Source organism: Nocardia glycosmidis (assembly GCF_052545115.1).
On the sequence record NZ_JBQWRH010000012.1, the window covers coordinates 82,858 to 106,430 of the forward strand.

Here is a 23,573-nt window from a genome sequence, read left to right on the forward strand (position 1 = left end):
TTCGCCCTCGTCGCCGGGTCCGCGGCGAGCTCACAGATAGGACGTGTCGTTCACCAGGCGCACAGATGCTCCGCCATCGGGATAGAACTCCGCTATGGATAGCGACGCCAGATCCAGATGTAACCGGTACAGCAGCGACGGCCCGCAGTCGAGCGCCAGTTGCAGCAGCGTCTTGATCGGGGTCACGTGACTGACCACAACCACATTCGCGCCGGGATACCGTTCGATCAGATCGCGACGGGCCGCGTCCACGCGGTCCCGGACCTGATCGAAGCTTTCCCCGCCGGGGGCGGGGGTGGTCGTGTCACCGATCCAGCGGGCGTGCAGATCGGGGTCGCGCCGCGCCGCCTCGGCGAAGGTCAGGCCCTCCCACGCGCCGAAATCGGTCTCGATCAGACCGTCGTGTATCTCGACCTGCACATCGAGCGCGGTCGCCGCGGCCTCCGCCGTCTCCTTGGCCCGACCGAGCGGGGAGCAGACCACAGCGGCGATATCACCTTTGACGGCAAGCATTTTCGCGGCCCGTGCCGCCTGCTCCCGGCCCAGCGTGGTGAGCGGGGGATTGCCGCGACCGGAGTAGCGGCGCTCCACCGACAGCTCGGTCTGGCCGTGACGCAACAGCAACAGCCGGGTGGGCCGGCCGATAGCACGGGTCCAGCCGGGAGCCTGCGGCGCTGATTCGGGCCGCTGGGCGGCCGGCCCGACTTCATCGATCCCACTCGATCGATCGTGCTCGGCGACCACGAGTGCCGGATCGGCGGCCTCGGTCGACCGCGCGGACTCGGATGTCGCCCGTGCCGCGCCGACCAGGGTGCCGTCATCCATGGCCTCGTTCGCCAGCCGATCGGCGTGCGCGTTCTGAGCACGGGGGATCCAGGTGAAGCGCACCCGCCCGAACCCGGCAGCCAGCCTGCGCGCCCGGTCGGCGAGCGGAATCATGGACGCGTGCTTGACTTTCCAGCGGCCGCTCATCTGCTCGATGACCAGCTTGGAATCCATCCGCACGTCGACCGATTCGGCGCCGAGCTCCGCCGCCGCCTCCAATCCAGCGATCAGGCCGCGGTATTCGGCGACGTTGTTGGTGGCGGTGCCGAGGAACTCCCGGCGCTCGGCGAGCAACCGGATGTGGTCGGCGTCGTAGACCACCGCGCCATAGCCGGCCGGACCTGGATTGCCGCGCGAGCCACCGTCGGCCTCGACGATCACCTCAGGAACGATCCCCTCCGGGACGATCACCTCGGGAGAGCTCATCGCCGCACTCGTTCGACGCCCGGCCGGCGTGCGCTCACAGTCCCGATTCCTTCGTCCGGACCAGAATGGCCCCGCACTCCGGGCAGCGCACGACCACATCAGGGGCGGTCTTGGCGATCCGCGCGATCTCGCCGCGGTCGAGTTCGATGCGGCACGCGCCGCAGCGGCGGGCCTGCAACAGCGCGGCGCCCACACCGTGCTGCGCGCGCTGGCGGTCGTAGATCGCGAGCACGTCGTCGGGCAACTTCGCGACCACCCCGTCGCGATCGGTGTCGCAGCGGGCCTGCGCCACATCCAGATCCGCGAGCGCCTCGTCACGTTGCCGCAGCGCGGCAGCCAGATCTTCCTCGGACTTGCTCAGCCGGGCCCCCGCGTGGTCGTGGTCGGCAGCGGATGCCTCGCGCCGCTCCATCACCTCGAGCAGTTCGTCCTCCAGCACCGAGCGGCGGCGCTCCAGACTGCCCAGTTCGTGCTGGATCTCCGAAAGCTGTTTGGCGTTCACCGTTCCCGCGGTGAGCATTCCTTGGTCGCGGTCCTCGCGCTTGCGCACCGATTCGATCTCGCCCTCCAGCTTTCGGATATCGCGGTCGAGGTCGTCCAGCACGATCTCCACGGCGACTGCGGCGTCGGAGTGGGTGTTGCGCTCGGCCTCCAGCCGAACGACCTCCTGCTGCTCGGGCAGCACGGTGCGGCGGTGCGCGATCCGGGTCAGCTCGGCATCGATGGCGGCGAGCCGGAGCAGCCCGGCTTGGATCGTGGGTTCGACATTCAACGCGGACAAACTCCTGGATGGGTGGGCGGGACTGGCGTTCAACCGTACCGCGCCGTACCGGCGCCCACGCGTAATGGGCGTCGGCCGGACGAAGTCCGTCCCGCCCGCACACCGCACGGGCAGCCGCATACCGAGGCGCAGCGGGTCGAGGTTCGCCCACGGCCGACGCCTGCGGGAGCGGAAGCCGAGGTAACCGATCAGCGGCCGACGGCGCGGGACTTGATGGCGTCCCGGGAGATGTAGACGTCGTATTCGCCGGGCAGCGAAATGGTCGCGTTGCCGTACGCGGACCGCACAAATGGCTGGGTCCACCAGCGGCCCGCGCGCATATCGGCGAAGAAGTCCTGGTCGCCACCGTTGAGGAAGATTTGGTTCTGCCTGGTGGCGATGCCGTCGAGGCGCTGTCCGTACAAACGGCTGATCCGGTAGCCGGAGTGGAAGCCGAGGGCGTTCACCCACGGCTGCAGCTCGACGATGCCCGCCTGCAGCACCCACATGTCCCCCTCGACCCGATAGGTACTGCGCTGTTCGGCGTGGTCGTCGTCACCGTAGAGGGTGAGCTGGACGTCCAGTTGGTGCTCCTGCCCCGCCACCGGCTCGGCCACCACATGCGCCGCCTTGATCTCCCCGGTCAGTCCCAGATACGTCTGCAGCAGGGTCGCGATCCACAGCAGCAACGCCGCGACCAGCACCAGCGCGAGCCCGCCTGCCCCGCGCGCGAGCAGGGCCCGCATCCCCACCCGGCGCACCCCGATCAGACCGGAAACGATCAGCGCGACACCGACCACCAGCAACAGGATCAGGCCGATCTGCACGAGCCCGAAATCAACCGGGAAGTTCATGAGGAAGTTGTACCCCGGGCGAACTGTCCGGTTCACCCGAACCGGCCGGCACATTCCGCATCGGCGCCGACACGCCCCGACACGCTGGGATCGTGGCCGTTTCATCGCCGGGACAACGACATTGGATGCGAGCGTGCCGAGCAGGTTGGACAGAGCTGCTGGTCCTTGGGTGACGAGGCGAGCTACAGCATCCGGGAAGGTCGCTTACGGCCACAGGCGTTGGACCGCGCCCCTGGCCGTTCAGTGCCGCTGCGAGCTATCGTCCCCGGACCGCCACTCGCAGTGGGTCAGCCGGACGCGCCCACCGTCCACGGGTCGGTACGCAGGGTGGACACCCTCGTCTCGAGGTCGGGCAGCGCGGCGCGGACCAGGGATTGCGCCTGTGCGCACCAAGGGAATTCGGTCGCCCAATGCGCGGCGTCGATCAGCGCGGGACCGCCCCGGCGCAGATGTTCGTCCACCGGGTGGTGCCGCAGGTCGGCCGTGACGTAGGCATCGACGCCGAGGCGGGTGGCTGCGTCCAGATAGGAGTCGCCCGCCCCGCCGCACACCGCGACGGTATAGATGGTGCGGTCCGGGTCGCCCGCGGCGCGCACACCCCACGCGGTGGGCGGGAGCGCGCCGGCCACACGATCGGTGAAGGCGCGCAACGATTCCGGCTCCGGCAGCGTGCCGATCCGGCCGATGCCCAGCGACGAGGGCAGCGAGGCCCGTTCGCTGATGTGATAGGCCGGGTCCGCATCAGGATAGGCTGCCAGCAGCGCGGCGAGCACCGCCGAGCGCGCCGCGGGCGGGGCGAGCACCTCGACGCGGTCCTGCTCGAGGCTCTGGAGTTCACCGACCGCACCGGGTGCCGCAGACACCTCGGCCATCGGGCGGAAATCTGTCGCAGGTACCCGCAGCGCGCGATCGCGATGGTTCCCGCTACCGCCCGCGCCTGCGGCGAACAGCGCGGCAAGCACGGCGTCGGTATGCGTGCGCGGCACCTGGACCACCCAGTTGTCCACGGCAGGCTCTGGTTTGGCGTCCAGCGGCCCGGTGACCGTGAGCCCGAGTGCCGCGGCGAGCGCGTCGGAGACGCCGGGGGCGGCGGAGTCGGCGTTGGTGTGCGCGGTGAACAGCGCGCACCCGGAACGGATGAGCCGGTGCAGCAGCGCGCCCTTCGGCGTGTTCGCCGCTACGGTGTCGACACCGCGAAGCAGCAGCGGATGGTGCACCACCAGGGCTCGCGCGCGCCACTCGATCGCCTCGTCGACAACCGCCGCGGTCGCGTCGACCGCGAACAGCACGCGGGTCAGTTCCTCGGCCGGATCGCCGCAGACCAGACCCACCGAGTCCCACGACTCGGCCAGTGCGGGCGGGTAGGCCGCGTCGAGCACCGCGATGAGATCCGCGAGCGTGGTCATCGTCCACCTTCCTTCGCTTCGGTCATCCCCTGCCGAATTCGGTTTCGTTCCCGGTCGAGCGGTTCGGGCCCGGCCAGGCGTTCACGCCACCGCCCGCGCCCGCGCGTCGCGCACATCACACACATGCCGATCGGATCGCGGCGACCAGCCGGTCGACCTCCTCGGCGCCGCGGACGGCGACACGCAGGTGGTTGCGCCCCAAACCGGGAAATGTGTCGGCCCGGCGCACCGCGATCTGCCAGCCGGCCAGCAGATCGCGAAGCAGTTCGCCGTCCTTGACGCGCAGCAGCAGGAACGGGCCGGCAGCCGGAGTATGGACGTGGACACCGACGCGGGTCAGCCGTTCGATCATCGCGGTACGGGCCACAACCAGCGCCTCCGCCCGCCGGCCGGCCTCGGCCACGGCCGCGGGGCCGGCGGTCGCGGTGATCGCCTCCAGCTGCAAGGTACCCAGCGGCCAGTGGGCGCGGCCCTGGTCCAGGCGCGCCAGGAGAGTGGGCGCGCCGAGGAAATAGCCGCAGCGCAGGCCCGCCAGTGCCCACGTTTTGGTCAAGCTGCGCAGCACGAGCAGATCCGGTGCGGGTTCCGCGGCGAGGGACTCGGGTTCGCCGGGCACCGCGTCGGCGAAGGCTTCATCGACGACGATGACGCGGCCCGGTCTGCGCAGGGCCTGGATGACTTCGGCCGGGTGCAGCACGGAGGTGGGGTTCGTCGGGTTGCCGAGCACCACCAAGTCGGCGTCGCTGGGCACCGCGGCGGGATCGAGTTGGTAGGGCGGCTCCAGCAGCACCCTGGTCACCGGGACACCCGCCTCCCGCAGCGCGAGTTCGGGCTCGGTGAAGGACGGATGCACCACCGCCGCCAGACGCGGCGCGAGACGGGGCAGCATCGCGAACCCCTCCGCGGCGCCCGCCAACAGCAGCACCTCGTCGGGAGTTCTCCGGTGCCGGGACGCGACCGCGCGACGGGCGGCCGCACCATCCGCGGCGCTCGGGTAGCGGCCCAGGTCGGACAGCCGAGCCGCCAGCCGTTGCCGCAGCCACTGCGGCGGGGCGAGGCCCTGAACGTTCACCGCGAAATCGAGCATGCCCGGGCGCGCGTCCACGTCACCGTGGTGGCGTAGTTTCGCGCGGTCGACGTGGTCTTCGGGCACGAAATCACACCCTACGTGGCGGACTCGTGGCGGCACCGGCCAGAATGGCAGTCGTGGGTCAGCTGCACATCTCCTTTGTCTGTACCGGCAACATCTGCCGCTCTCCGATGGCGGAAAAGATCTTGGGTGTGCATTTGTACCGGGCCGGACTGGCCAATCGGGTGCGGGTGACCAGCGCGGGGACCGGATCGTGGCATGTGGGTGCCGACGCGGACCCGCGGACAACCGCGACGCTGCGCAAGTTCGGCTACCCGACCGGCCACGTGGCCGCCGTGTTCGGCGCCGAGCACGGCGCCGCCGATCTGGTGGTCGCGCTGGACCGCTCGCACCAGCGGGAACTCGCCCACCTCGGCGTACCCGCACCGCGGCTGCGGTTGCTGCGCACCTTCGATCCCGCCGCCGACGGCCCGGACGTGGCCGACCCCTACTACGGCGATGCGGCGGACTTCGAACTCGTGCGCGACCAGATCGAGGCAGCGGTCCCCGGCCTGCTCGACTGGGTGCGCGCCGAGCTGAGCGCCATCGAGCCACCCGATCTGCACCCGGTCCCCGACGGACGAGCCTGATGCGCAGGCTCGCTTTCCTGCTGCGTCCCAGCTGGCTGATTCTGGCCATGCTGGTCGTCGCGTTCGCCTACCTGTGTTTCACCGTGCTCGCGCCGTGGCAACTCGGCAAGAACACGGCCACCTCGCATCGCAATCAGCTGATCGCCGACTCGGTGAAAGCCGACCCCGTGGACATCACCGCGGTGATCTCCACCGCCGATGACACCGCCATCGAGTGGCGGCGTGTTACCGCCGCGGGCAGTTACGTGCCGGACTCGACGGTTCTGGTGCGGCTGCGCCACCTCGACGGGGCCCCCGGTTACGCGGTGCTGACCACCTTCCGGCTGGCCGACGGGCGCGTGCTGCTGGTCGATCGCGGGCTGGTGTCGGCGGTCGACGGCTCGCGCCCACCGCCGGTCCCCGAGCCGCCCACGGGACCACAGCGGATCGAAGCCCGGGTACGGATGTCCGAGGGAGTCACACCCGGCAAGGATCCGAGCGTCCAGGACGGCTACCGCCAGGTGTATTCCATCGACACCGCGCAGGAATCCGCTGTCCTGCAACAACCTCTCACTCCCCTCCCGACCGGGGAACGCGGCGGCTACTTGCAGCTGAGCGAGAACCAACCCGGCGCCTTCACCCCTACCCCCCTCCCTCAGCTCGACGCAGGTCCCTATTTGTCCTACGGCCTGCAATGGCTGGCCTTCGGCATCATGGCGCCCCTCGGCCTCGGTTACTTCGTCTACGCCGAGATCCGGGAGCGAAGGAAGGAAAAGGCCGCCGCCGCGACAACGCTCGCCGAATCGGCCCCGACCCGGACAACTCCGTCCGCCCGGACCGAACCCACCGCACCCACCGCCGAGGCACGCCTTGCCGACCGGTACGGCCGCGGACGGGCTTGATCGCGACCGGATAGCCCCTTCTTCCAGCTGCCCCTCCCCGTCCTGCGCCGACCCGGCGCCCCGGCTCGGCGCCTCGCCACCGCTCGTTCTCAGCGGAGTCGAGCGGAAGCTCATCATCCGGGCTGGCGCACTGCCGTTGCGGGGCGGTCCAGGAAACTGTTGCCGCGCTGGGTCCCGTTCACGGCCACGATCTGCTGCCGGATCCGAATCCGTGCTGGTGTGCGGGGCTCATGGGCGGGCGGCGGTCCCGCCGCCGAACCCGGGAATCGGTCGATCGGTCAGCGCTTCGCCGCGGCAATGACGGCGGCGAGCAGTGCGGCGGCGAGTTGCACCGCCTCGGAGAGGCGGACCGCACGGCGCAGATCGTCAACGGTTGGCGCTGGGCCGTCACCGAGGATCGGGCGCAGTTCTACGCCGTGCGGGTACTGCGTGCGGCCGCCCAACTGCACCCCGAGCGCACCCGCCATCGATGCTTCGACCACTCCGGCGTTGGGGCTGGGATGCCCGGCGGCGTCGCGGCGCCACGCGCGGACTGCCGCCGCGGGGTGTCCACCGACCACCGGCGCGAGCGCTGCCGTGAGCAGGCCGGTCAGGCGGGCCGGGAGCAGATTGACCAGGTCGTCGGTGCGCGCGGCGGCCCAGCCGAAGCGCCGGTAGCGCTGGTTGCGGTAGCCGACCATCGCATCGAGGGTGTTGATCGCGCGATACCCCAGCAAACCGGGCACACCGGCCACCGCGCCCCAGACCACCGGAGCAACGGCCGCGTCGGAAGTGTTCTCCGCGATGGACTCGCACGCGGCGCGGGCGAGCCCGTCCGCGTCGAGCACGTCCGGGTCACGGCCGCACAGGGCGGGCAGCAGCGCGCGCGCACCGTCCAGATCGCCGTCCGCCAGTCGGTCGGCCACCGCGCGCCCGGTGCGGGCCAGGCTGCGGCCGCCGAGAACGGTCCAGGTCGCGACTGCGGTCGCGGTTATCCCGCCGCGCCGTGCCGCCGCACCGATCCCCACCACCACACCGACCGCGAGAGCCTCGTGCACCAGTCCCGCCGCGCGCCGATCAGCATACGTGACCGTCTCCAAAGCGGCTGCTGCCGAACCGAATCCGGCCACCGGATGCCACCGCCCTGGATCGCCGAACACCCGATCCAGGGTGAATCCGAGCAGTAGCCCGACTGCGGTGGAGGTCCCCTTCTGCATCCGGTGAGGTTATCGCGTGGCTCGCGCACGTTGTCGTCAGCCGTCTGTCACACTCAGGGCCCCTTGGTCGTCGATCTGGTGACGCATCCATAGACTCGCCCTGCGGGGCGGAACGACGAACGGCGAACAGCGATGACTTCCGACCAGCCTTACGGGCCGCTCGACCAGGCCGAGCTGGCCCGGCGGTTCGAGGAGCACCGGCCGTATCTGCGCCGACTCGCCTACAGCACGCTCGGCAGCCTCACCGACGCCGACGACGTGGTGCAGGAGGCGTGGTTGCGATTGCAGCGCCGGCACGAGGCCGACGCCGCGGACGAGATCGACAACCTGCGCGCCTGGTTGTCGACCGTGACCGGGCGGCTCGCGCTCGACTATCTCGGCTCCGCCCGCGTGCGCCGCGAGCAGTATGTGGGCGAATGGCTGCCGGAGCCGGAGGTCACCAGTGGGGACGACCCGGCCGACCGGATCGCCCAGGACGAGCGGGTCACCACCGCACTGCTGGTGGTGCTGGAATCCCTCTCCCCGGCCGAGCGCACCGCGTTCGTCCTGCACGACGTGTTCGGCATGAGCGGCCCGGAAGTGGCCGAGGTGGTCGGCCGCACGCCCGCCGCGGTGCGACAGCTCGCCTCCCGAGCCCGCAAGCGAGTCGAGGACGGCACCCCGCGCTTCCCCGCGTCACCGGACGAGCAGCGGAAGGTGGTGTCGGCCTTCGCGCTGGCGTGGCGTTGCGGCGACCTCAGTGCGCTGCTCGGCGTGCTCGACACCGACGTGAGCCTGACCGCCGACGGCGGCGGCAAGGTCCCCGCGATCCGGCGGCCCGCCCACGGCGCCGAACTGGTGGCCAAATTGCTGCTCGGCTGGTACCACGCGCCGTCCGCCGCGGGCGGCTGGGGACGCGCGGTCCTGGTCAACGGCCGACCCGGCCTTGTGGTCTTCGACGGCACGCATATCGGCGTCTTCGCCTTCACCATCGACGACGGCCGCATCGTCGCGATCGACGTGGTCCGCAACCCGGACAAGCTGCACGGCCTGCCCCACACCGGCGAGCCCGACTGGTACCTGGGCGAGGGCCGGACCGAGCAGCTATAGCCGCCCGGCACACCGGGCACGAATACCCGGGTGCGGGCGATGGCTCGGCCCGCCGGGAACCAACCGGCGTCCGCGGCGGATCGACTCGGGTTGCCTAGCCCGCTATTTCCGGCCCGCCGACTCAGTGCCCGCCCGGTCGAGGACCGACCCGAGCGGCCGCCCGGCGACGATTCCGGTACGGGCTCAGCCCGCGACGCCGATCCGACGCGAATACCCGTGCGCGGCAGCGACTTCCACCGACAACAGCCGCCCGGCGTCGGCGGTGAGCCCGTGCGCCAGGTCAGGGTTCGCGGAGCACGCCTCCGACCAGCCGAGATCGGCGATCGCCCGCACATAGGGCAGGGTCGCGTTGGTGAGCGCGGTCGTCGAGGTGTGCGGCACCGCGCCGGGCATGTTGGCGACGCAGTAGAACAGAGCATCCGCCACCCGGAAGGTCGGATCGGCGTGTGTGGTCGGATGTGCGGCGGCGAAGCAGCCGCCCTGGTCGATGGAGATGTCTACCAGCACCGCACCGGGGCGCATACCCGCGACAAGATCATCGGAGACCAGTTGCGGCGCACGCGCGCCCGGGACCAGCACCGCGCCGATCACCAGATCGGCCGACAACACCGCGTGCTGGATCTCCGCGGCGTTCGAGGCGATTGTCGTGACCCGGCCGCCGAAGCGGGCGTCGAGCTCGCGCAGCCGCCGCAAGTTGGTGTCGAGCACGCTCACCTGGGCGCCCATGCCGACCGCGACGGCGGCCGCGTTCGAGCCCGCGACGCCCCCGCCGAGCACGACCACCTGCGCGGGACGCACCCCCGGGACCCCACCGGGTAGCAGTCCGGCGCCGCCGAACGGAGCCATCAGGTGGTACGCGCCGACCTGCGTGCCGAGTTTGCCCGCGATCTCACTCATCGGGGCCAGCAGCGGCAGTGATCCGTCGGCGGCGCGGACCGTCTCGTAGGCGATGGCGGTGATCCCGGAACGCAGTACGGCGTCGGTGCACTCGCGCGACGCGGCCAGATGCAGGAAGGTGAACAGCACCTGCCCGCTGCGCATCCGCGGATACTCCTCGGCGATCGGCTCCTTCACCTTCAAGACCAATTCGGCGTCCCACCACACCTGGTCGGCATCCGGGACCAGCCGTGCGCCGGCCGCGACGTATTCGGCATCGGGGAATCCGGAGCCGATGCCCGCGCCCGCCTGCAGCAGCACCTCGTGTCCGATCCCGGTCAGCTCCCCGGCGCCGGCCGGGGTCAGCGCCACCCGGAATTCTTGCTCCTTGACCTCCCGCGGTACTCCGATCCTCATACCGTCATCGTCGCCCCGGCGACCGGCTGACGCCATCACCGACGCGCCGATCGCACAGGGCGACCAGCCGATCGGCGTCTTTCGGGCGGATTTCTCGGCACGTTGCCCAGCAGCGCGGGGCGAACGCGACCTCGTCAGATGGTCGCCGCGAGCCCCGCTTCCGCGATCGCACCGGCACCAGCCCGCAGCAGTGGCTCCTGCTGCAACGCACCGACCGCGCACGACTGCTGCTGGAATCCACCGCCGATTCGGTGGAACGCGTCGCTGCCGACACCGGCTTCGGCACCGCGGTGAGCCTGCGTCACCACTTCCACCGCATCCTCGGTATCAGCCCGGCGGCCCACCGGGCGAGCTTCCAAGGGCATGACCAGGCGGCTTACCCCAGCGCCGAGAAACAAGATCGCATTCGCCCGAATGCGATTGCCTGACTAGCAAATACCGCCCAGTACCGCACGGCGAACCGTATGTGACATGAGGCACACTTACCAAAAGTCCCCCAGGATGCGCTGATAACATTCAGCCAGTGCGCCCGGCGATCCGGGCTCTCCTGTCGACCCGGTTGTCGTACGGCGTGTAGCGCAGCGGGGAACCCACCCGGGTCGGTCGGTGGGTGGGTGAACATGCTCGCAGGAGGTATACGATGTCGTACACGCAGTCGGGTGTGCATCGGCCCAAAGGCCGAATCAGCGTCGCCGACATCGCAGCCCAGCCGGGCGGGGTAGAGGCACTTCAGCGCCGGGTTCATGAATTACGTTCGCGCGGTGTCGATTTCGCCGCAAATGCGATCGAGAAGGAAATGGCCGAGCTGGACCTGCCGCACCGATGACTTCGTCACCGCGGTCACAGTGCCGCGGTGTCGGTGGCGAATCCCGCCGTGGTGCACTGCTCCAGCGTCATCGGCCCGCACCCGACCGGTAGCCAACCACCATCCAGCGAGCGGATACGTACTCCACCGAATCAGCCGCAATGAGCGCGGATTCGCGGCAACCCGAGAATTGCCGGGCTCCGTCAGAGGCTTCCCGACCGGGTGGGTCCGGTTTACCGCCGCACAGGTTCGGCAATGCGGGCCATGCGGCGCCGACCCAGTGAAATAATGACCTTCCGTCCGTACCCGTCGCGATGCCGTGCTCGTGGCCACGGCGTGGCCGATGCGCCGAACCTACTGGAGATCCGATGCCCACCGTCTCGCCCATGCTGCAGCGCATCCTGGAGAAACCGCTCGCCGACGGCGAAAAACTGCTGGAAAGCGCACTCGCGGCATTCCTGGACTTCGGCATCAAGCGGACCAGCATGGGCGAAATCGCCCGCCGTGCGGGGATCAGCCCCGCCACACTGTACCGGCGCTACGAATCGAAGAACGACATCATCGAGGCGGTGAGCGTGCGGGAGGCGCAGCGCTTCGTCGCCGCCATCGAAAAGCAGGTGCACACCGATTCCGGCAGCCACGACCAGCTGGTGGATATCTTCGTGGCATTCATCACCGCCATCGCGGGCAATGAACTGCTGCGGCGGCTGCTGCGGACCGAGCCCGACCTGATCCTGCCCCGCCTGACCACCGACGCGGGACCGATCCTCGCCGTCGGCCGCGACTATCTGGCCGAGAAGCTGCGCGGACTACCGGATACCGATGGCCCGCGGGACTTCGACCCCGACCTGGTCGCCGAGATCATGGCCCGGCTGGCGCTGTCGCTAGCGCTCACACCCGACGGCCTGATCCCGGTCACCGACCAGGAGGCCGCACGCGAGTTCGCCCGCCGCACCCTGCTGCCGATGGTCGGCATCCGGGTCGGCACGTAACCGGATACCGAAGGCTGCCGCCACCCGTTCGTCCAGCTCCGCCTGCGCCGCCGAATCGAACACGCGGCCCTCGACGAACTCGGCGACCAGGTCGATGACGCCCGCGGAACGGGCGCCCGCCGGATCGGGCACCGGCAGCCGCGATACGTACTGCGTGATCCAGCGCCGCCGGCCCGAGTACAGCCGATTGCCACAAACCGCGTCGTAGTAGCGCAGTCCGAGCGCCGAATTCGCCACGCCCATCAGCAGATACGCCAGCTCTGTCGCGTCGGCCGACGCGCGGGCCAGATCGGGCAGCGATATCCAGTAGCAGTCGCCGTTGACCACCGCGCCGGACCGGTCCAATGCGAAACGGGGGCGCTCGCTGATATCCGGGAAGACCAGCTTCGGCTCCCGCCACAGGTGCGGACGCTGCGGGACCCAGATCTCGAACCACTCCCGACCACTCTCGGTGACGTAGCGGCGCCCGGCCAGCGTTTGCTTATTGGCCAGCAGATAGGCTGCGGCGCTGGGAAATTCGGCGAGATCTATCGGGGTGCGGCGGGGACGCGCCACATCGTAGGGGTACAGCACGCGGACATCGCGGCCCCGCGTGGCCCGCCAGGGTTCGAGGTCGTGGTGGGTGATCAGCGCGAGCAACAGTTCGGCCTCGGGACACGGGTTCGCCTCGGCCCAGCGGTCGGAAATGAACACGCGGTCGGCGGTTGTCTTGATGCCGACGCGGATGCGCGCCACGTCGCCGAAGCTACGCCAGGTGGCCATGCCGATGCGCGTCAGCCAGGAGTCGACCACGTCATGCGACATGCGCCACGCCGCCTCCGGTTCGCGCTGTCCACGACGCGGACTCCGTCCCGCGCCGGGTCCGAGCTCTCCGTCGTCGACGTCCGTGATTTCCGCACCACTGTCCAGGACAGCGCTACGGGTCGCCAGCGGTTCACGGCCGGTCGCCAACCTGCCGACCTCGATGGCGAAGGTTCGTCCATTGTGCTCGACAATCGAGCGGTTCTCCGCAGTGAGGGCCTCGAAAAGCTGCTTTCCACACGGCGTTTCGCCGTCTGCCTGGTAGGCGGAGACATAGCGGCAGTCGGCGCGGTAGCCGGCGCGCCGCGCGATGGCGATCGCGGGCAGCACGGCGGCGGTGAAGAGTTTGGTGTCGCCGAGGTCGTACAGCTCGACGGGCGTCAGTTCGGTGAGCAACAGGCGGCGAATGTTCGCACCGGCGTTGGTGGTGAGAAAGCGGTTGGCGCACAGCAGGCCGAGCGCGCCCCCGGCAGTCAGCAACCGCGGCAGCGTCGCGACGAACGGATGGGTGAGGTCGATCCGTCCGCGTAGGCCGAACCGCTTGCTCAGCAGTTGCGCGGTCGATCCGCCCAACTGCTGGGTGCGCACGTACGGCGGGTTGGTGATCACGGCATCGAACGAACCGTCCGCCAGCTCGGCCTCGACCGCGAGAAAGTCGGCCTCGACCGCGAGAAACTCAGCGCTGTGCCAGGTCGCGGCAGTCCCTGCCCTACCGGCGCGTTCGCGAGCCATCGCGAGCGCGGCCGCGTCGAGGTCATAGCCGGTCAGCACCAGCCGGACGCCCGGGAACCGCACCGCCGCCTCGGCATGCAACGCGAACAGCAGCTCACCGTCGCCGCACGCCGGATCGAGCACGCGCAGGACCCCCGAGGCCGACGGCGCGACGTGCCGCAGCAGCCGCTGTGCGAGGAACCGGGCCAGCGCGGGCGGCGTGTAGTGCCTGCCATGCCGCTTGCGGTCTCGCGCGGCGGTAGCTTCGGACGCCATATCCGGATTCTGCCCGGTTCGGACGTCCCGACCGCGGCAACTCGGACAACCCGGTTCCGGCCGGGCGCGTCGCGCCTCGGCCAATCCGCCGAGAGCGGCGATTGCGGTGTCGCCCGGCGGACGCCGTCCTGGCGCAACCCGCAACGTGGCAGGTCATGGTCACCACGTCCGAGTTGGGCGAGGTCATCACTCGGTTCGCCGACCGAGATCCGAAGCGGACGATCGCGCACCGCCGGAGACGGCCTCGCCGGTACCCGCTGCGGCGAGCCTGGCGGATCAGTCATGCCCGCGCCGCCGCTCTAGCGCGCGGAGCCTGCGGACACCTCGGCTTCCACGGCGTCGAGCAGACCAGGTCCCGGCTCGCGGGTGACGTCCTCCGCGCTGAGCTCGCTTCCGCACGAATCGCATTCGAGCCGCACATGGGCCTCGCCGGTGCACTCGTGGTGGCGGTAGCGCACCGGAGGTCCCTCGGGCGCCATGTAGGCGTCGCCCCAATCGCGGATGGCCAGCAGAATCGGGTAGATGTCGTGGCCTTTGGCAGTGAGGCGGTATTCCTCATGCGCACCGACGGCGGCCTTCTGTTTGACCAGGATGCCGTAGCTGATCAGCCGGTCCAGACGGTCCTGCAACCTGCTGCGGGAAATGCCCAGCGCGCTCTGAAAAGCGTTGAAACGCCGGATGCCGGAGAAGCTGGACGTAAGAATCAGCAGGGTCCAGCGATCACCGAAGACCACGAGTGGGCGCGTAATCGAGCACGGCACGTCAGCCAGTTCTTCGTAGCGCACCTACCGATGCTACCCAGGGCCGCACCGCGTCAATCCTCCCGAGATCTCACTATGCCTCGGCTCAGTGGTGGACGTATTCCACCATCCGCATGCCTGCGCAGACGCAATAGCCTTGCGAAGAACGAGCGAGCCCGAGAACGCGACGCGGGCCCAAGGTGTCCTGGGGCCCGCCGCGGTGAGCTGGGTCAGAGGGGGATGTTCTTGTGGTGACTCGCCCGCGCAGGCGCTGCCGCGAGCGCCGCGGCGATGATGCTGCGGGTCTTGGCCGGGTCGATGACCTGGTCGACGACACCGATCGCGACGGCGCGGTCCACGCCGCCCGCGATGCGCTCGTGCTCAGCGGTGAGCCGCTCGTGCAGAGCTTCGCGCTCTTGCTCCGGCGCGGCCGCGAGGGCCTTCTTGTGCAGGATGCCGACCGCGGCCTTGGCACCCATCACAGCCACCTCGGAACCCGGCCACGCGTAGACCGCCGTCGCGCCGAGCGAGCGGGCGTTCATCGCGATGTAGGCGCCACCGTAGATCTTGCGGGTGACCAGCGTGACCCGCGGAACGCGCGCCTCGGCGAACGCGTGCAGCAGCTTCGCACCGCGGCGAACGACACCTTCCCACTCCTGGCCGACACCGGGTAGATAACCCGGCACGTCGGTGACGACGACCAGTGGGATACCGAACGCATCGCACAACCGCACGAAACGCGCGGCCTTCTCGGCACTTTCGGAGTTCAGGCAGCCGCCCAGCCGGATCGGATTGTTCGCCAGCACACCGATGGTGCGGCCGCCGAGGCGACCGAGGCCGGTGACGATACTGCGCGCGTACAGCCCCTGCAATTCCTCGAACGTCGACTCACCGTCGACGTTGTCGAGCAGTTCGTGGATGATCGGCTTCACGTCGTAGGCACGCTTGGCCGACTCCGGCAGCATCGCCTTCAGATCGACGTCGCCGTGCGCGGCCGCGACCAGGTCGAATTCACCCTGCTCGGCGAACATCGACACCAGGCGACGGGCGCGGTGCAGCGCGTCGGACTCGTCGTGCGCGACGATGTGGGTGACCCCGGACTTCTTGCCGTGCGTCTGCGGGCCGCCGAGGGTCGCCATATCGACCTGCTCGCCGGTCACGCTGCGCACCACGTCCGGACCGGTCACGAAGACGCGGCCTTCCGGAGCCATGATCACGATGTCGGTCAGCGCCGGTCCATAGGCGGCGCCACCGGCGGCGAAGCCGAGCACCACGGAGATCTGCGGAACCAGGCCGGACGCGCGGACCATGGCCTCGAAGACCTGACCAACCGCGTGCAGCGCCTCCACACCCTCGGCCAAACGGGCGCCGCCGGAGTGCCACAGGCCGACCACCGGGAGGCCGGAGTCGATAGCGGCGTCGATGGCATCGACGATGTGCTTGCAGCCCTCGACACCCATCGCGCCGCCCATGACAGTGGCGTCGGAGCAATAGGCCACGGCGCGAACGCCGTCCACCTCGCCGATCGCAGCGAGCACGCCCGACTTGTCACGCGGATGCAGCGGAAGAACGGTGCCGGCATCGAAGAAACGCTGAAGCCGGCCCAGTGGATCCCGCGGATCGGTCGCGATCTCTTGGTGCAACGCGGGAGCGATGATCGTCATCGCGGTTGTCTCCTCCGTCGATGGGTGTGCCGTTGCCGCAGCTGAAGTGTGCCGCGGCTGGGTATGGAAAAGATCCAGGCGGGGTCGCGCCGGTTCAACCGGGCGACCCCGCCTGGATCGTTATGCAGTCGATCGTGCCGGCTAGGCCCGACCGAAGGCGAGCGCCACGTTGTGCCCACCGAACCCGAAGGAGTTGTTGATCGCGTACTCGATCTCCTGGCGGCGGGCTTCGCCCTTCACCACGTCGAGATCGATCTCCGGATCCTGGTTCTCCAGGTTCAGCGTCGGCGGGACGATGCCGTCCCGGATGCTGAGCACGGTCAGCACGGACTCCAGGGCGCCGACGGCGCCGATCGAGTGACCGAGTGCCGATTTGGGCGCGTACACCGAGGCATGGTTGCCGACCGCCTTGTTGATCGCGTTCGCCTCGGCGGTGTCGCCGATCGGCGTCGCGGTCGCATGCGCGTTGATGTGCGTGATGTCCTGTTTGGTCAATCCCGCGGATTGCATCGCCCTGGTCATGGCCCGCGCCGCGCCGTCGCCCGTAGGGTCGGGAGCGACGAGGTGGAAACCGTCGGAGGTGATGCCCGCGCCGAGCAGGCGCGCGTGGATCGTGGCACCACGTGCCTTGGCGTGCTCTTCGGTCTCGATGACCATGAGCGCGCCCGCCTCGCCGAAGACGAAGCCGTCGCGAGCGGAGTCGAACGGACGCGACGCGCCCTTCGGATCGTCGTTGCGGGTGCTCATGGCGCGCATCATGGTGAACGCCGCGATCGGCACCGCGTCGATGAAGCCTTCGACGCCACCGGTGACGACGATGTCGGCGTCACCCATGACGATCATCCGCCAGGCATTGGCGATGCCCTCGGAGCCGGACGAGCATGCCGAGACCGGAGTGACCACTCCTGCCTTGGCCTTCAGTTCGAGACCGACAACGGCCGACGGGCCGTTCGGCATGACCATCTGCACAGCCAACGGCGAAATCTTGCGGTAGCCGCCGTTCTTCAGCTTGTCCACCGAATCGATGAGGGCATCGCCGCCACCCAATCCGGTGCCGATGGCCACACCCAGCCGCTCCGGATCGACTTCCGGGCTGCCCGCGTTGCGCCAGACCTCGCGACCGAGCACGGTCGCGAGCTGCTCGACGTAGGCCATGCGCCGGCATTCGACACGAGACAGCAGGGTGTCGGGCCGGACCTTCAGGTGGCCGCCGATGCGGACCGGAAGGTCGTATTCCTCGATGAAGGAATCCTCGAGAACGTCGATGCCGCTCTCGCCGTTGAGGAGTCCCTTCCACGTCGCATCGACGTCACCCGCGATCGACGTGGTCGCCGCCAGGCTAGTTACGACGACGTTGGGGAAGTTCCCGTTCAAGGTGGAAGGAGTGGTCACAGTGTCGGCCCTACTCGGCGTTGTCGAACTTGGCCTTGAGCTCGGCGGCCGCGTCAGCGTTCTCCGCCTCGAGCTTCTGGATGTAGTTCACGGCGTCGCCGACGGTCTTGAGGCTGGCCAGATCCTCGTCCGGGATCTTCACGCCGTACTTGTCCTCGGTCTGCACCGCGATCTCGACCATGGACAGCGAGTCGATGTCCAGGTCATCGACGAAAGACTTCTCGATCGTCACCTCGGAGGGCTCGATGCCGGTCACCTCTTCGATGATCTTGCCGAGTTCCTCGACGATTTGTTCCTGGGTCAGAGCGGCCACTTCGTGGCTCCCTTCTTGATACTTTGTAGGGCTCTACTGGTTCTTTTCGGATCGAGCAGGCAAATAGTTACCGCCTACTCGGTCACGACCTCGCATCTGGATGCGTGGTCGCGGTGGAAAGCTAGCCGGAGGTAGCCGGCTCAGCCAACGCGGGGAGGTCTTGCGGGGTCTTCAGGGCCACTGTCGGCGTACCCTTCAGCTCCCGTTTCGCGATGCCGACGAGGGTGCCCGCCGGTGGCAGCTCCGCCACCGCCGACACGCCGGCCGCGCGGACTGTTTCGGTGCACAGATCCCACCGGACAGGCCGGGTGACCTGCGCGGCGAGCTTGTCGATCGCATCCTGTCCGGACACGACGGGCTTACCGTCGAAGTTCGAGAGCAGGGTCCTGGTCGGCTCGCTCGGCGCAATCTTCGTTATCGCCTCGGTCACCGCATCCTGTGCCGGGGCCATGAACGCGGTGTGGAACGCGCCCGCGACGGGCAACGCACGAACCCGGGCCTTCTCCGGCGGGTTCGCGGCGAGCTCGGCGAGAGCGTCCAGCCGACCCGCGGCCACGATCTGGCCGACCGCGTTGCGGTTGGCCGGGACGAGGTCGAGTTCGGCGAGCCGTTCGAGCACGGCGGCCTCATCGCCGCCGAGCACCGCGGACATGCCGGTCGGCTCCAGCGCGCACGCCTTGGCCATCTCCGCTCCGCGGATCGCGGCCAACCGGACCGCGTCGTCGGCGCAGAGGACTCCGGCGACCGCCGCGGCGGCGAGCTCGCCGACCGAATGTCCGGCGACGATAGTAGCGGCCGGCAGCGCGTCCTGCGACATTTCCGAGAACGCGAGCAGCGCCGCGGCTACCACCAATGGCTGGGTGACGGCGGTATCGGTGATCTCCTCGGCTGTCGCGGTGGTGCCGAGCCGAACCAGGTCCAGACCGGAAGCCTTGGACCACAGCGTGAGGCGCTCACTCGCGCCGGGAAGGTCGAGCCAGGGCACGAGCATGCCGGGTGTTTGAGACCCCTGTCCAGGGGCGAACAACGCGATCACGCCTCTAAGAAAACACTGTGCGGCGGGCCGGGCGAGATGTCGACGCGAATGAAGGTTCGGATGGGCTTTTGTGGAGGTTCCACAAAAGCCCACCTGGCCTGTCCGGATCGACTGATTCAGCAAATCCGTTACAGGTCGCTGGTGCCGTATGCGACTGGCGTGACCTCTGGGGCAGATGTTGACGATTCGTTACGGATTCGTGTCAAACGACCCACTGTTGCAGCGATCCGTAGTACGTACGCATCGCGTGGATTCATCGGATCACGGCCTGTGACCTCCGCGATGCGCTTGAGGCGATACCGGACCGTATTTGGATGTACGTACAGCTGACGTGCACATGTCTCGACCGCTCCGCCGCAATCCAGATAGGCGTCGAGAGTGTTCGCCAGCGAGGACCCCGCCGCGGCCAACGGTAGGACAAGGTACTCGTTCAGCGCGTCGGTCGCAGCCCGATCACCCAACAGAGCGCGTTCCGGCAACAATTCGGCCGCGTGCACCGGTCGCGGCGCCCCGCGCCAACCGACCACGGCCTCCATGCCCGCCAGCGCCTCGACCGCACTGGCGTGTGCCGTGCCCAGGGTCCGCGTGGTCGGCCCGATCACTACCGGGCCGTCCGAGAACACATCGGCGAGCAGGTCGGCCAGGAACGGGGAGATATACGCGGTGTCACCGAGATGCCCGGAGACCACCATCACCAGCCTGGTGCCTTGCACCACGGCCAGCGCGGCCCGGCCGTGCCGAGCCGCGATGGAATGCACCGCGCCCACCGACGAGACACCCTGCTCGCCCGGCGGGGTACCCACCAGCACCGTCGCCGGCGCGGTGGCGTCCCAGTTCAGCGTCGCGGCCCGGGAGAGCATGTCCGGGCCGGTGTCGCCGCGCACCACGGCGTCGACGACGAGTGCTTCGAGCCGGGTGTCCCACGCACCGCGCGACTCGGCGGCGCTGGCGTACACCGACGCGGCGGCGAAGCCGAGCTCACGCCCGTAGCGCAGCACCGCCTCGGTCAGGGCCACCAGCTGCCGGTCGTTGCGCGCGAGCGCGGGCAACCACTGCTCGAAGAACTCCATGGCGACGCGGACCATGTCCACGGTCTGGCGCAACGTCAGCCGCCGCGCCAGGTCGTGCGGGATCACTTGGAAGGCATCCAGGCTGAACCGGATGTCACTGTCCGGGTCCTGCAGCCATTCCAGGAAGTTCACCACCGCGGTCTGCACCAGCATCTGGACGCCGGCTCGCTGCGCGGCGTCCAGATCGGCGAAGAACGGCAACCGATCCTGCATCGACCCCACCGCCTCGGTGGAGAGGCGGCCGGAGAACTGCTTCACGCGTTTGAGCAGCGTGTCCGGAAGGGGGTCGCGGGTCTGCCGGTTCGGAGAGAGCGCGCCCGTCGGCAGATACACCTCGTGCTCGGAGGAGCCTTCGGAGATCCGTCGCGGCCGCGGCGGTTTACGGTCCACCATCCAATATTCCGCTACGCGAGGTCTTCGTCCGAACTCACCGCCGCCTTCGGCGCGGCGTGCACGTCCGCGATCCGGTACTTCGCGGCCGCCTCGACGGCCTTGGCGGCGTCGATCTTGCCGGTGCGCGCCAGACCGGCCAGTGCGGCGACCACGATGGACTGCGCGTCGACGTTGAACACCCGTCGAGCGGCGGGGCGGGTGTCGGAGAAGCCGAAACCATCCGTGCCGAGCGTGGTGAAGTCGCCCGGAACCCACTTGCGGACCTGATCGGGCACTGCGCGCAGCCAGTCGGTCGCGGCGACATACGGGCCTTCGACCCGGGACAGCGCCTCGGTCACGTACGGGACGCCCGGCTCCACATCCGGGTGGCGCAGTGCGGCGATCTCCTTGTCCAGCGCCTCCTTACGGAGTTCGCCCCACGAAGTCACCGACCAGACATCCGCCTGCACGCCCCATTCCTCGGCGAGCACCGCCTGCGCGCGCAGACCGTCCGGCACGGTGACGCCGGAGACCAGGATCTGGGCGCGCACCGCGCCTTCTCCCCCGCGCTGGTACAGGTAGATGCCCTTGAGCAGACCCGCGACATCCAGGTCCTGCGGCTCGGCCGGCTGCTGGTACGGCTCGTTGTAGAGGGTGATGTAGTAGAAGACGTCCTCGCCGCCGAACTCACCCGCGCTGCCGTGCGGGTGAGTGCCCGGCAGGGCCGCCGCGCTCTGCGGCGCGGTGCCGCCGCCGTACATCCGCCGCAGGCCGTCGCGGACGATGTGGGCGATCTCGAACGCGAACGCCGGGTCGTAGGTCACCACGGCCGGATTGGTCGAGGCGAGCAGCAGCGAGTGCCCGTCGTTGTGCTGCAGCCCCTCACCGGTCAGCGTGGTGCGTCCCGCGGTAGCACCGAGCACGAAACCGCGAGCCAGTTGGTCGGCGGCCGCCCAGAGTCCGTCGCCGGTGCGCTGGAAGCCGAACATCGAGTAGAAGATGTACAGCGGGATCATCGGCTCGCCGTGCGTCGCGTACGAGGTGCCCGCGGCAGTGAACGACGCGGTCGAGCCCGCTTCGTTGATGCCCTCGTGCAGGATCTGCCCGACGGCGCTCTCTTTGTAGGCAAGCATCAATTCCGCGTCGACCGATGTGTACAGCTGGCCGTTGCGGTTGTAGATCTTCAACGAAGGGAACCACGAGTCCATACCGAAGGTACGGGCCTCGTCGGGGATGATCGGCACGATCCGCTTGCCGATCTCCTTGTCCCGCAACAGCTCCTTCATCAGCCGCACCAGCGCCATCGTGGTGGCCACGTTCTGCTTGCCGGAGCCCTTGCGCACCGAGCGATACGCCTCGTCGCCGGGAAGCGTCAGCGGCTTCGCCGCCGCGCGCCGCTCGGGCAGGAATCCGCCCAGCGCCTTGCGCCGGTCGAGCATGTACTGGATCTCCTGAGCCGCCATCCCGGGGTGGTAGTACGGCGGCAGGTACGGATCCCGCTCCAGCTCGGCGTCGCTGATCGGGATCCGCTGCAGGTCGCGGAAGTCCTTGAGGTCCTGCAGGGTCAGCTTCTTCATCTGGTGCGTGGCGTTGCGGCCCTCGAAGTGCTTGCCGAGGGTGTAGCCCTTGATGGTCTTGGCCAGGATCACGGTGGGCTGGCCTTTGTGCGCCATCGCGGCCGCGTAGGCCGCATACACCTTGCGGTAGTCGTGGCCGCCGCGCTTGAGATTCCAGATCTCCGGATCGGTGAGGTCCTGCACCAGCGCCTTGGTGCGCGGATCGCGGCCGAAGAAGTGATCGCGGACGTAGGCGCCGTCGTTGGCCTTATAGGTCTGGTAGTCGCCGTCGGGCGTGCTGTTCATCAGGTTCACCAGCGCCCCGTCGCGGTCGGCGCCCAGTAGCGCGTCCCATTCGCGACCCCAGATCACCTTGATGACGTTCCAGCCCGCGCCCCGGAAGAACGACTCCAGTTCCTGGATGATCTTGCCGTTGCCGCGCACCGGGCCGTCCAGGCGCTGCAGGTTGCAGTTGACCACGAAGGTCAGGTTGTCCAGTCCCTCCATGGCCGCGACGTGCGCGAGACCACGCGACTCCGGCTCGTCCATCTCGCCGTCGCCGAGGAACGCCCACACGTGCTGGTCGGAGGTGTCCTTGATACCGCGGTCGTGCAGGTAGTGGTTGAACCGGGCCTGATAGATCGCGTTCATCGGGCCCAGACCCATGGACACCGTGGGGAACTCCCAGAAGGTGTTCAGCAACCGCGGATGCGGATAGGACGGCAGTCCGTGACCGGGGCCGCCGTGGCTGTACTCCTGCCGGAAGCCGTCGAGCTGGTCGGCCGAGAGCCGGCCCTCCAGGTACGCGCGGGCGTAGATGCCCGGCGAGGCGTGACCCTGGATGAAGATCGAATCGCCGCCCCCGGAATGATCCTTGCCACGGAAGAAGTGGTTGAAACCGACCTCGTAGAGCGCCGCCGAGGACGCATAGGTCGAAATGTGCCCGCCGACGCCGATGCCCGGTCGCTGGGCGCGATGCACCATGATGGCGGCATTCCAGCGGATCCAGGCACGGAAGCGCCGCTCCACCTCTTCGTCGCCGGGGAACCAGGGCTCGTTCTCGGTGGGGATGGTGTTGACATAGTCGGTGGAGGTCAGCGACGGGATGGCGACACGACGTTCACCGGCCCGCTCCAACAGGCGGAGCATGAGGTAACGCGCACGGCCGGGGCCTTCCCGGTCGAGCATTTCATCGAATGACTCGAGCCATTCGCTGGTTTCCTCCGGGTCGATGTCCGGTAGATAGGACGCCACCCCCTCGCGGATCACCCGCACCCGGCCACCCTGCTGCGGCGCCTGCGACAGGTTCGGATCGCGGCTCTCGGCGGGAGCGGGGGCGGGGCTGGCTCCGGCGGATTTCGCCGGTGCTGGAGAGTGGATCAGGTCGGTCAAATCT

The 23,573-nt window shown here is 69.0% G+C and carries 21 protein-coding genes; 6 read left to right on the forward strand and 15 right to left on the reverse strand.

Features of this window, described 5'->3' with window-relative positions; translation table 11 throughout:
• Positions 1-30: 30 nt before the first annotated feature.
• From ACT86A_RS16705 to cobC, 5 genes are all read right to left on the reverse strand, one after another.
• A complete protein-coding gene (locus tag ACT86A_RS16705; RefSeq protein WP_445093063.1) occupies positions 31-1,251 on the reverse strand; it encodes a bifunctional RNase H/acid phosphatase in 1,221 nt (406 codons plus the stop codon).
• Positions 1,252-1,285: 34 nt separating this feature from the next.
• Positions 1,286-2,023 carry a zinc ribbon domain-containing protein gene (locus ACT86A_RS16710; protein WP_445093064.1) on the reverse strand — a complete coding sequence of 246 codons (738 nt, stop codon included), beginning with the start codon at positions 2,021-2,023 and terminating at the stop codon, positions 1,286-1,288.
• Positions 2,024-2,220: 197 nt separating this feature from the next.
• Positions 2,221-2,865 carry a hypothetical protein gene (locus ACT86A_RS16715; protein WP_445093065.1) on the reverse strand — a complete coding sequence of 215 codons (645 nt, stop codon included), beginning with the start codon at positions 2,863-2,865 and terminating at the stop codon, positions 2,221-2,223.
• 287 nt (positions 2,866-3,152) lie between these two features.
• The gene (locus tag ACT86A_RS16720; protein WP_445093066.1) at positions 3,153-4,271 is read right to left on the reverse strand and encodes a Nif3-like dinuclear metal center hexameric protein; all 1,119 of its coding nucleotides are present in this window, start codon (positions 4,269-4,271) and stop codon (positions 3,153-3,155) included.
• Between the two features lie 115 nt (positions 4,272-4,386).
• Positions 4,387-5,424: an Rv2231c family histidinol phosphate aminotransferase CobC gene (cobC, locus tag ACT86A_RS16725; RefSeq protein ID WP_445093067.1), complete on the reverse strand. Its 1,038-nt coding sequence runs from the start codon at positions 5,422-5,424 to the stop codon at positions 4,387-4,389.
• Between the two features lie 44 nt (positions 5,425-5,468).
• Between cobC and ACT86A_RS16730 the strand changes: the two genes are divergently transcribed.
• Both ACT86A_RS16730 and ACT86A_RS16735 read left to right on the forward strand, forming a co-directional pair.
• Positions 5,469-5,990, forward strand: coding sequence for a low molecular weight protein-tyrosine-phosphatase (locus tag ACT86A_RS16730; protein ID WP_445093068.1), 522 nt, complete (start codon positions 5,469-5,471; stop codon positions 5,988-5,990).
• Positions 5,990-6,871 carry an SURF1 family cytochrome oxidase biogenesis protein gene (locus ACT86A_RS16735; protein WP_445093069.1) on the forward strand — a complete coding sequence of 294 codons (882 nt, stop codon included), beginning with the start codon at positions 5,990-5,992 and terminating at the stop codon, positions 6,869-6,871. Before ACT86A_RS16730 ends, ACT86A_RS16735 begins: the two co-directional genes overlap by 1 nt.
• A 278-nt stretch (positions 6,872-7,149) precedes the next feature.
• On the opposite strand, the gene ACT86A_RS16740 is transcribed toward ACT86A_RS16735, so the two are convergent.
• Positions 7,150-8,067, reverse strand: a complete 918-nt coding sequence (locus ACT86A_RS16740; RefSeq protein ID WP_445093070.1) for a cobalamin biosynthesis protein — start codon at positions 8,065-8,067, stop codon at positions 7,150-7,152.
• A 132-nt stretch (positions 8,068-8,199) separates the two neighbouring features.
• Between ACT86A_RS16740 and sigJ the strand changes: the two genes are divergently transcribed.
• Positions 8,200-9,156, forward strand: a complete 957-nt coding sequence (sigJ, locus tag ACT86A_RS16745) for an RNA polymerase sigma factor SigJ (protein WP_445093071.1) — start codon at positions 8,200-8,202, stop codon at positions 9,154-9,156.
• Between the two features lie 183 nt (positions 9,157-9,339).
• On the opposite strand, the gene ald is transcribed toward sigJ, so the two are convergent.
• The gene (ald, locus tag ACT86A_RS16750) at positions 9,340-10,449 is read right to left on the reverse strand and encodes an alanine dehydrogenase (RefSeq protein WP_445093072.1); all 1,110 of its coding nucleotides are present in this window, start codon (positions 10,447-10,449) and stop codon (positions 9,340-9,342) included.
• 200 nt (positions 10,450-10,649) lie between these two features.
• Here ald and ACT86A_RS16755 point away from each other — a divergent pair, with 200 nt between their 5' ends.
• The 3 genes from ACT86A_RS16755 to ACT86A_RS16765 all read left to right on the forward strand — a co-directional run bounded on the left by ACT86A_RS16755 (position 10,650) and on the right by ACT86A_RS16765 (position 12,246).
• A complete protein-coding gene (locus ACT86A_RS16755) occupies positions 10,650-10,877 on the forward strand; it encodes a helix-turn-helix domain-containing protein (protein ID WP_445093180.1) in 228 nt (75 codons plus the stop codon).
• 212 nt (positions 10,878-11,089) lie between these two features.
• Positions 11,090-11,275 (forward strand): hypothetical protein, encoded by a 186-nt coding sequence (locus tag ACT86A_RS16760; RefSeq protein WP_445093073.1) that lies wholly within the window; start codon positions 11,090-11,092, stop codon positions 11,273-11,275.
• A 347-nt stretch (positions 11,276-11,622) separates the two neighbouring features.
• A complete protein-coding gene (locus ACT86A_RS16765; protein ID WP_445093074.1) occupies positions 11,623-12,246 on the forward strand; it encodes a TetR/AcrR family transcriptional regulator in 624 nt (207 codons plus the stop codon).
• Here the strand turns inward: ACT86A_RS16765 and ACT86A_RS16770 are convergent.
• The 8 genes from ACT86A_RS16770 to aceE all read right to left on the reverse strand — a co-directional run bounded on the left by ACT86A_RS16770 (position 12,139) and on the right by aceE (position 23,482).
• Entirely contained in the window at positions 12,139-14,034 is a 1,896-nt protein-coding gene (locus tag ACT86A_RS16770) for an Eco57I restriction-modification methylase domain-containing protein (protein WP_445093075.1), read from the reverse strand. The two genes, ACT86A_RS16765 and ACT86A_RS16770, sit on opposite strands and share 108 nt — an antisense overlap.
• Before the next feature lie 299 nt (positions 14,035-14,333).
• Complete coding sequence (locus ACT86A_RS16775; RefSeq protein ID WP_445093076.1) at positions 14,334-14,819, reverse strand: winged helix-turn-helix transcriptional regulator; 486 nt, start codon at positions 14,817-14,819, stop codon at positions 14,334-14,336.
• Positions 14,820-15,004: 185 nt separating this feature from the next.
• Positions 15,005-16,438 carry an acyl-CoA carboxylase subunit beta gene (locus tag ACT86A_RS16780; RefSeq protein WP_445093077.1) on the reverse strand — a complete coding sequence of 478 codons (1,434 nt, stop codon included), beginning with the start codon at positions 16,436-16,438 and terminating at the stop codon, positions 15,005-15,007.
• Between the two features lie 141 nt (positions 16,439-16,579).
• Positions 16,580-17,830, reverse strand: coding sequence for a KasA/KasB family beta-ketoacyl-ACP synthase (locus tag ACT86A_RS16785; protein ID WP_445093078.1), 1,251 nt, complete (start codon positions 17,828-17,830; stop codon positions 16,580-16,582).
• A gap of 10 nt (positions 17,831-17,840) precedes the next feature.
• Positions 17,841-18,143 (reverse strand): meromycolate extension acyl carrier protein AcpM, encoded by a 303-nt coding sequence (acpM, locus tag ACT86A_RS16790; protein ID WP_445093079.1) that lies wholly within the window; start codon positions 18,141-18,143, stop codon positions 17,841-17,843.
• 121 nt (positions 18,144-18,264) lie between these two features.
• Positions 18,265-19,179, reverse strand: a complete 915-nt coding sequence (locus ACT86A_RS16795) for an ACP S-malonyltransferase (protein WP_445093080.1) — start codon at positions 19,177-19,179, stop codon at positions 18,265-18,267.
• 128 nt (positions 19,180-19,307) lie between these two features.
• On the reverse strand, positions 19,308-20,642 hold the full coding sequence (locus ACT86A_RS16800; protein ID WP_445093081.1) for a PucR family transcriptional regulator: 1,335 nt from the start codon (positions 20,640-20,642) through the stop codon (positions 19,308-19,310).
• A gap of 11 nt (positions 20,643-20,653) precedes the next feature.
• A complete protein-coding gene (gene aceE / locus ACT86A_RS16805; RefSeq protein WP_445093181.1) occupies positions 20,654-23,482 on the reverse strand; it encodes a pyruvate dehydrogenase (acetyl-transferring), homodimeric type in 2,829 nt (942 codons plus the stop codon).
• Between the last annotated feature and the right edge of the window lie 91 nt (positions 23,483-23,573).

Coding starts and splice junctions, on each gene's coding strand:
- ACT86A_RS16720 (WP_445093066.1), bottom strand. CDS start 4,271: ATGACCACGCTCGCGGATCTCATCGCGGTGCTCGACGCGGCCTACCCG.
- ACT86A_RS16770 (WP_445093075.1), bottom strand. CDS start 14,034: ATGGCGTCCGAAGCTACCGCCGCGCGAGACCGCAAGCGGCATGGCAGG.
- ACT86A_RS16705 (WP_445093063.1), bottom strand. CDS start 1,251: ATGAGCTCTCCCGAGGTGATCGTCCCGGAGGGGATCGTTCCTGAGGTG.
- ACT86A_RS16715 (WP_445093065.1), bottom strand. CDS start 2,865: ATGAACTTCCCGGTTGATTTCGGGCTCGTGCAGATCGGCCTGATCCTG.
- sigJ (WP_445093071.1), top strand. CDS start 8,200: ATGACTTCCGACCAGCCTTACGGGCCGCTCGACCAGGCCGAGCTGGCC.
- ald (WP_445093072.1), bottom strand. CDS start 10,449: ATGAGGATCGGAGTACCGCGGGAGGTCAAGGAGCAAGAATTCCGGGTG.
- ACT86A_RS16760 (WP_445093073.1), top strand. CDS start 11,090: ATGTCGTACACGCAGTCGGGTGTGCATCGGCCCAAAGGCCGAATCAGC.
- ACT86A_RS16740 (WP_445093070.1), bottom strand. CDS start 8,067: ATGCAGAAGGGGACCTCCACCGCAGTCGGGCTACTGCTCGGATTCACC.
- ACT86A_RS16735 (WP_445093069.1), top strand. CDS start 5,990: ATGCGCAGGCTCGCTTTCCTGCTGCGTCCCAGCTGGCTGATTCTGGCC.
- ACT86A_RS16730 (WP_445093068.1), top strand. CDS start 5,469: ATGGCAGTCGTGGGTCAGCTGCACATCTCCTTTGTCTGTACCGGCAAC.
- ACT86A_RS16800 (WP_445093081.1), bottom strand. CDS start 20,642: ATGGTGGACCGTAAACCGCCGCGGCCGCGACGGATCTCCGAAGGCTCC.
- ACT86A_RS16765 (WP_445093074.1), top strand. CDS start 11,623: ATGCCCACCGTCTCGCCCATGCTGCAGCGCATCCTGGAGAAACCGCTC.
- ACT86A_RS16780 (WP_445093077.1), bottom strand. CDS start 16,438: ATGACGATCATCGCTCCCGCGTTGCACCAAGAGATCGCGACCGATCCG.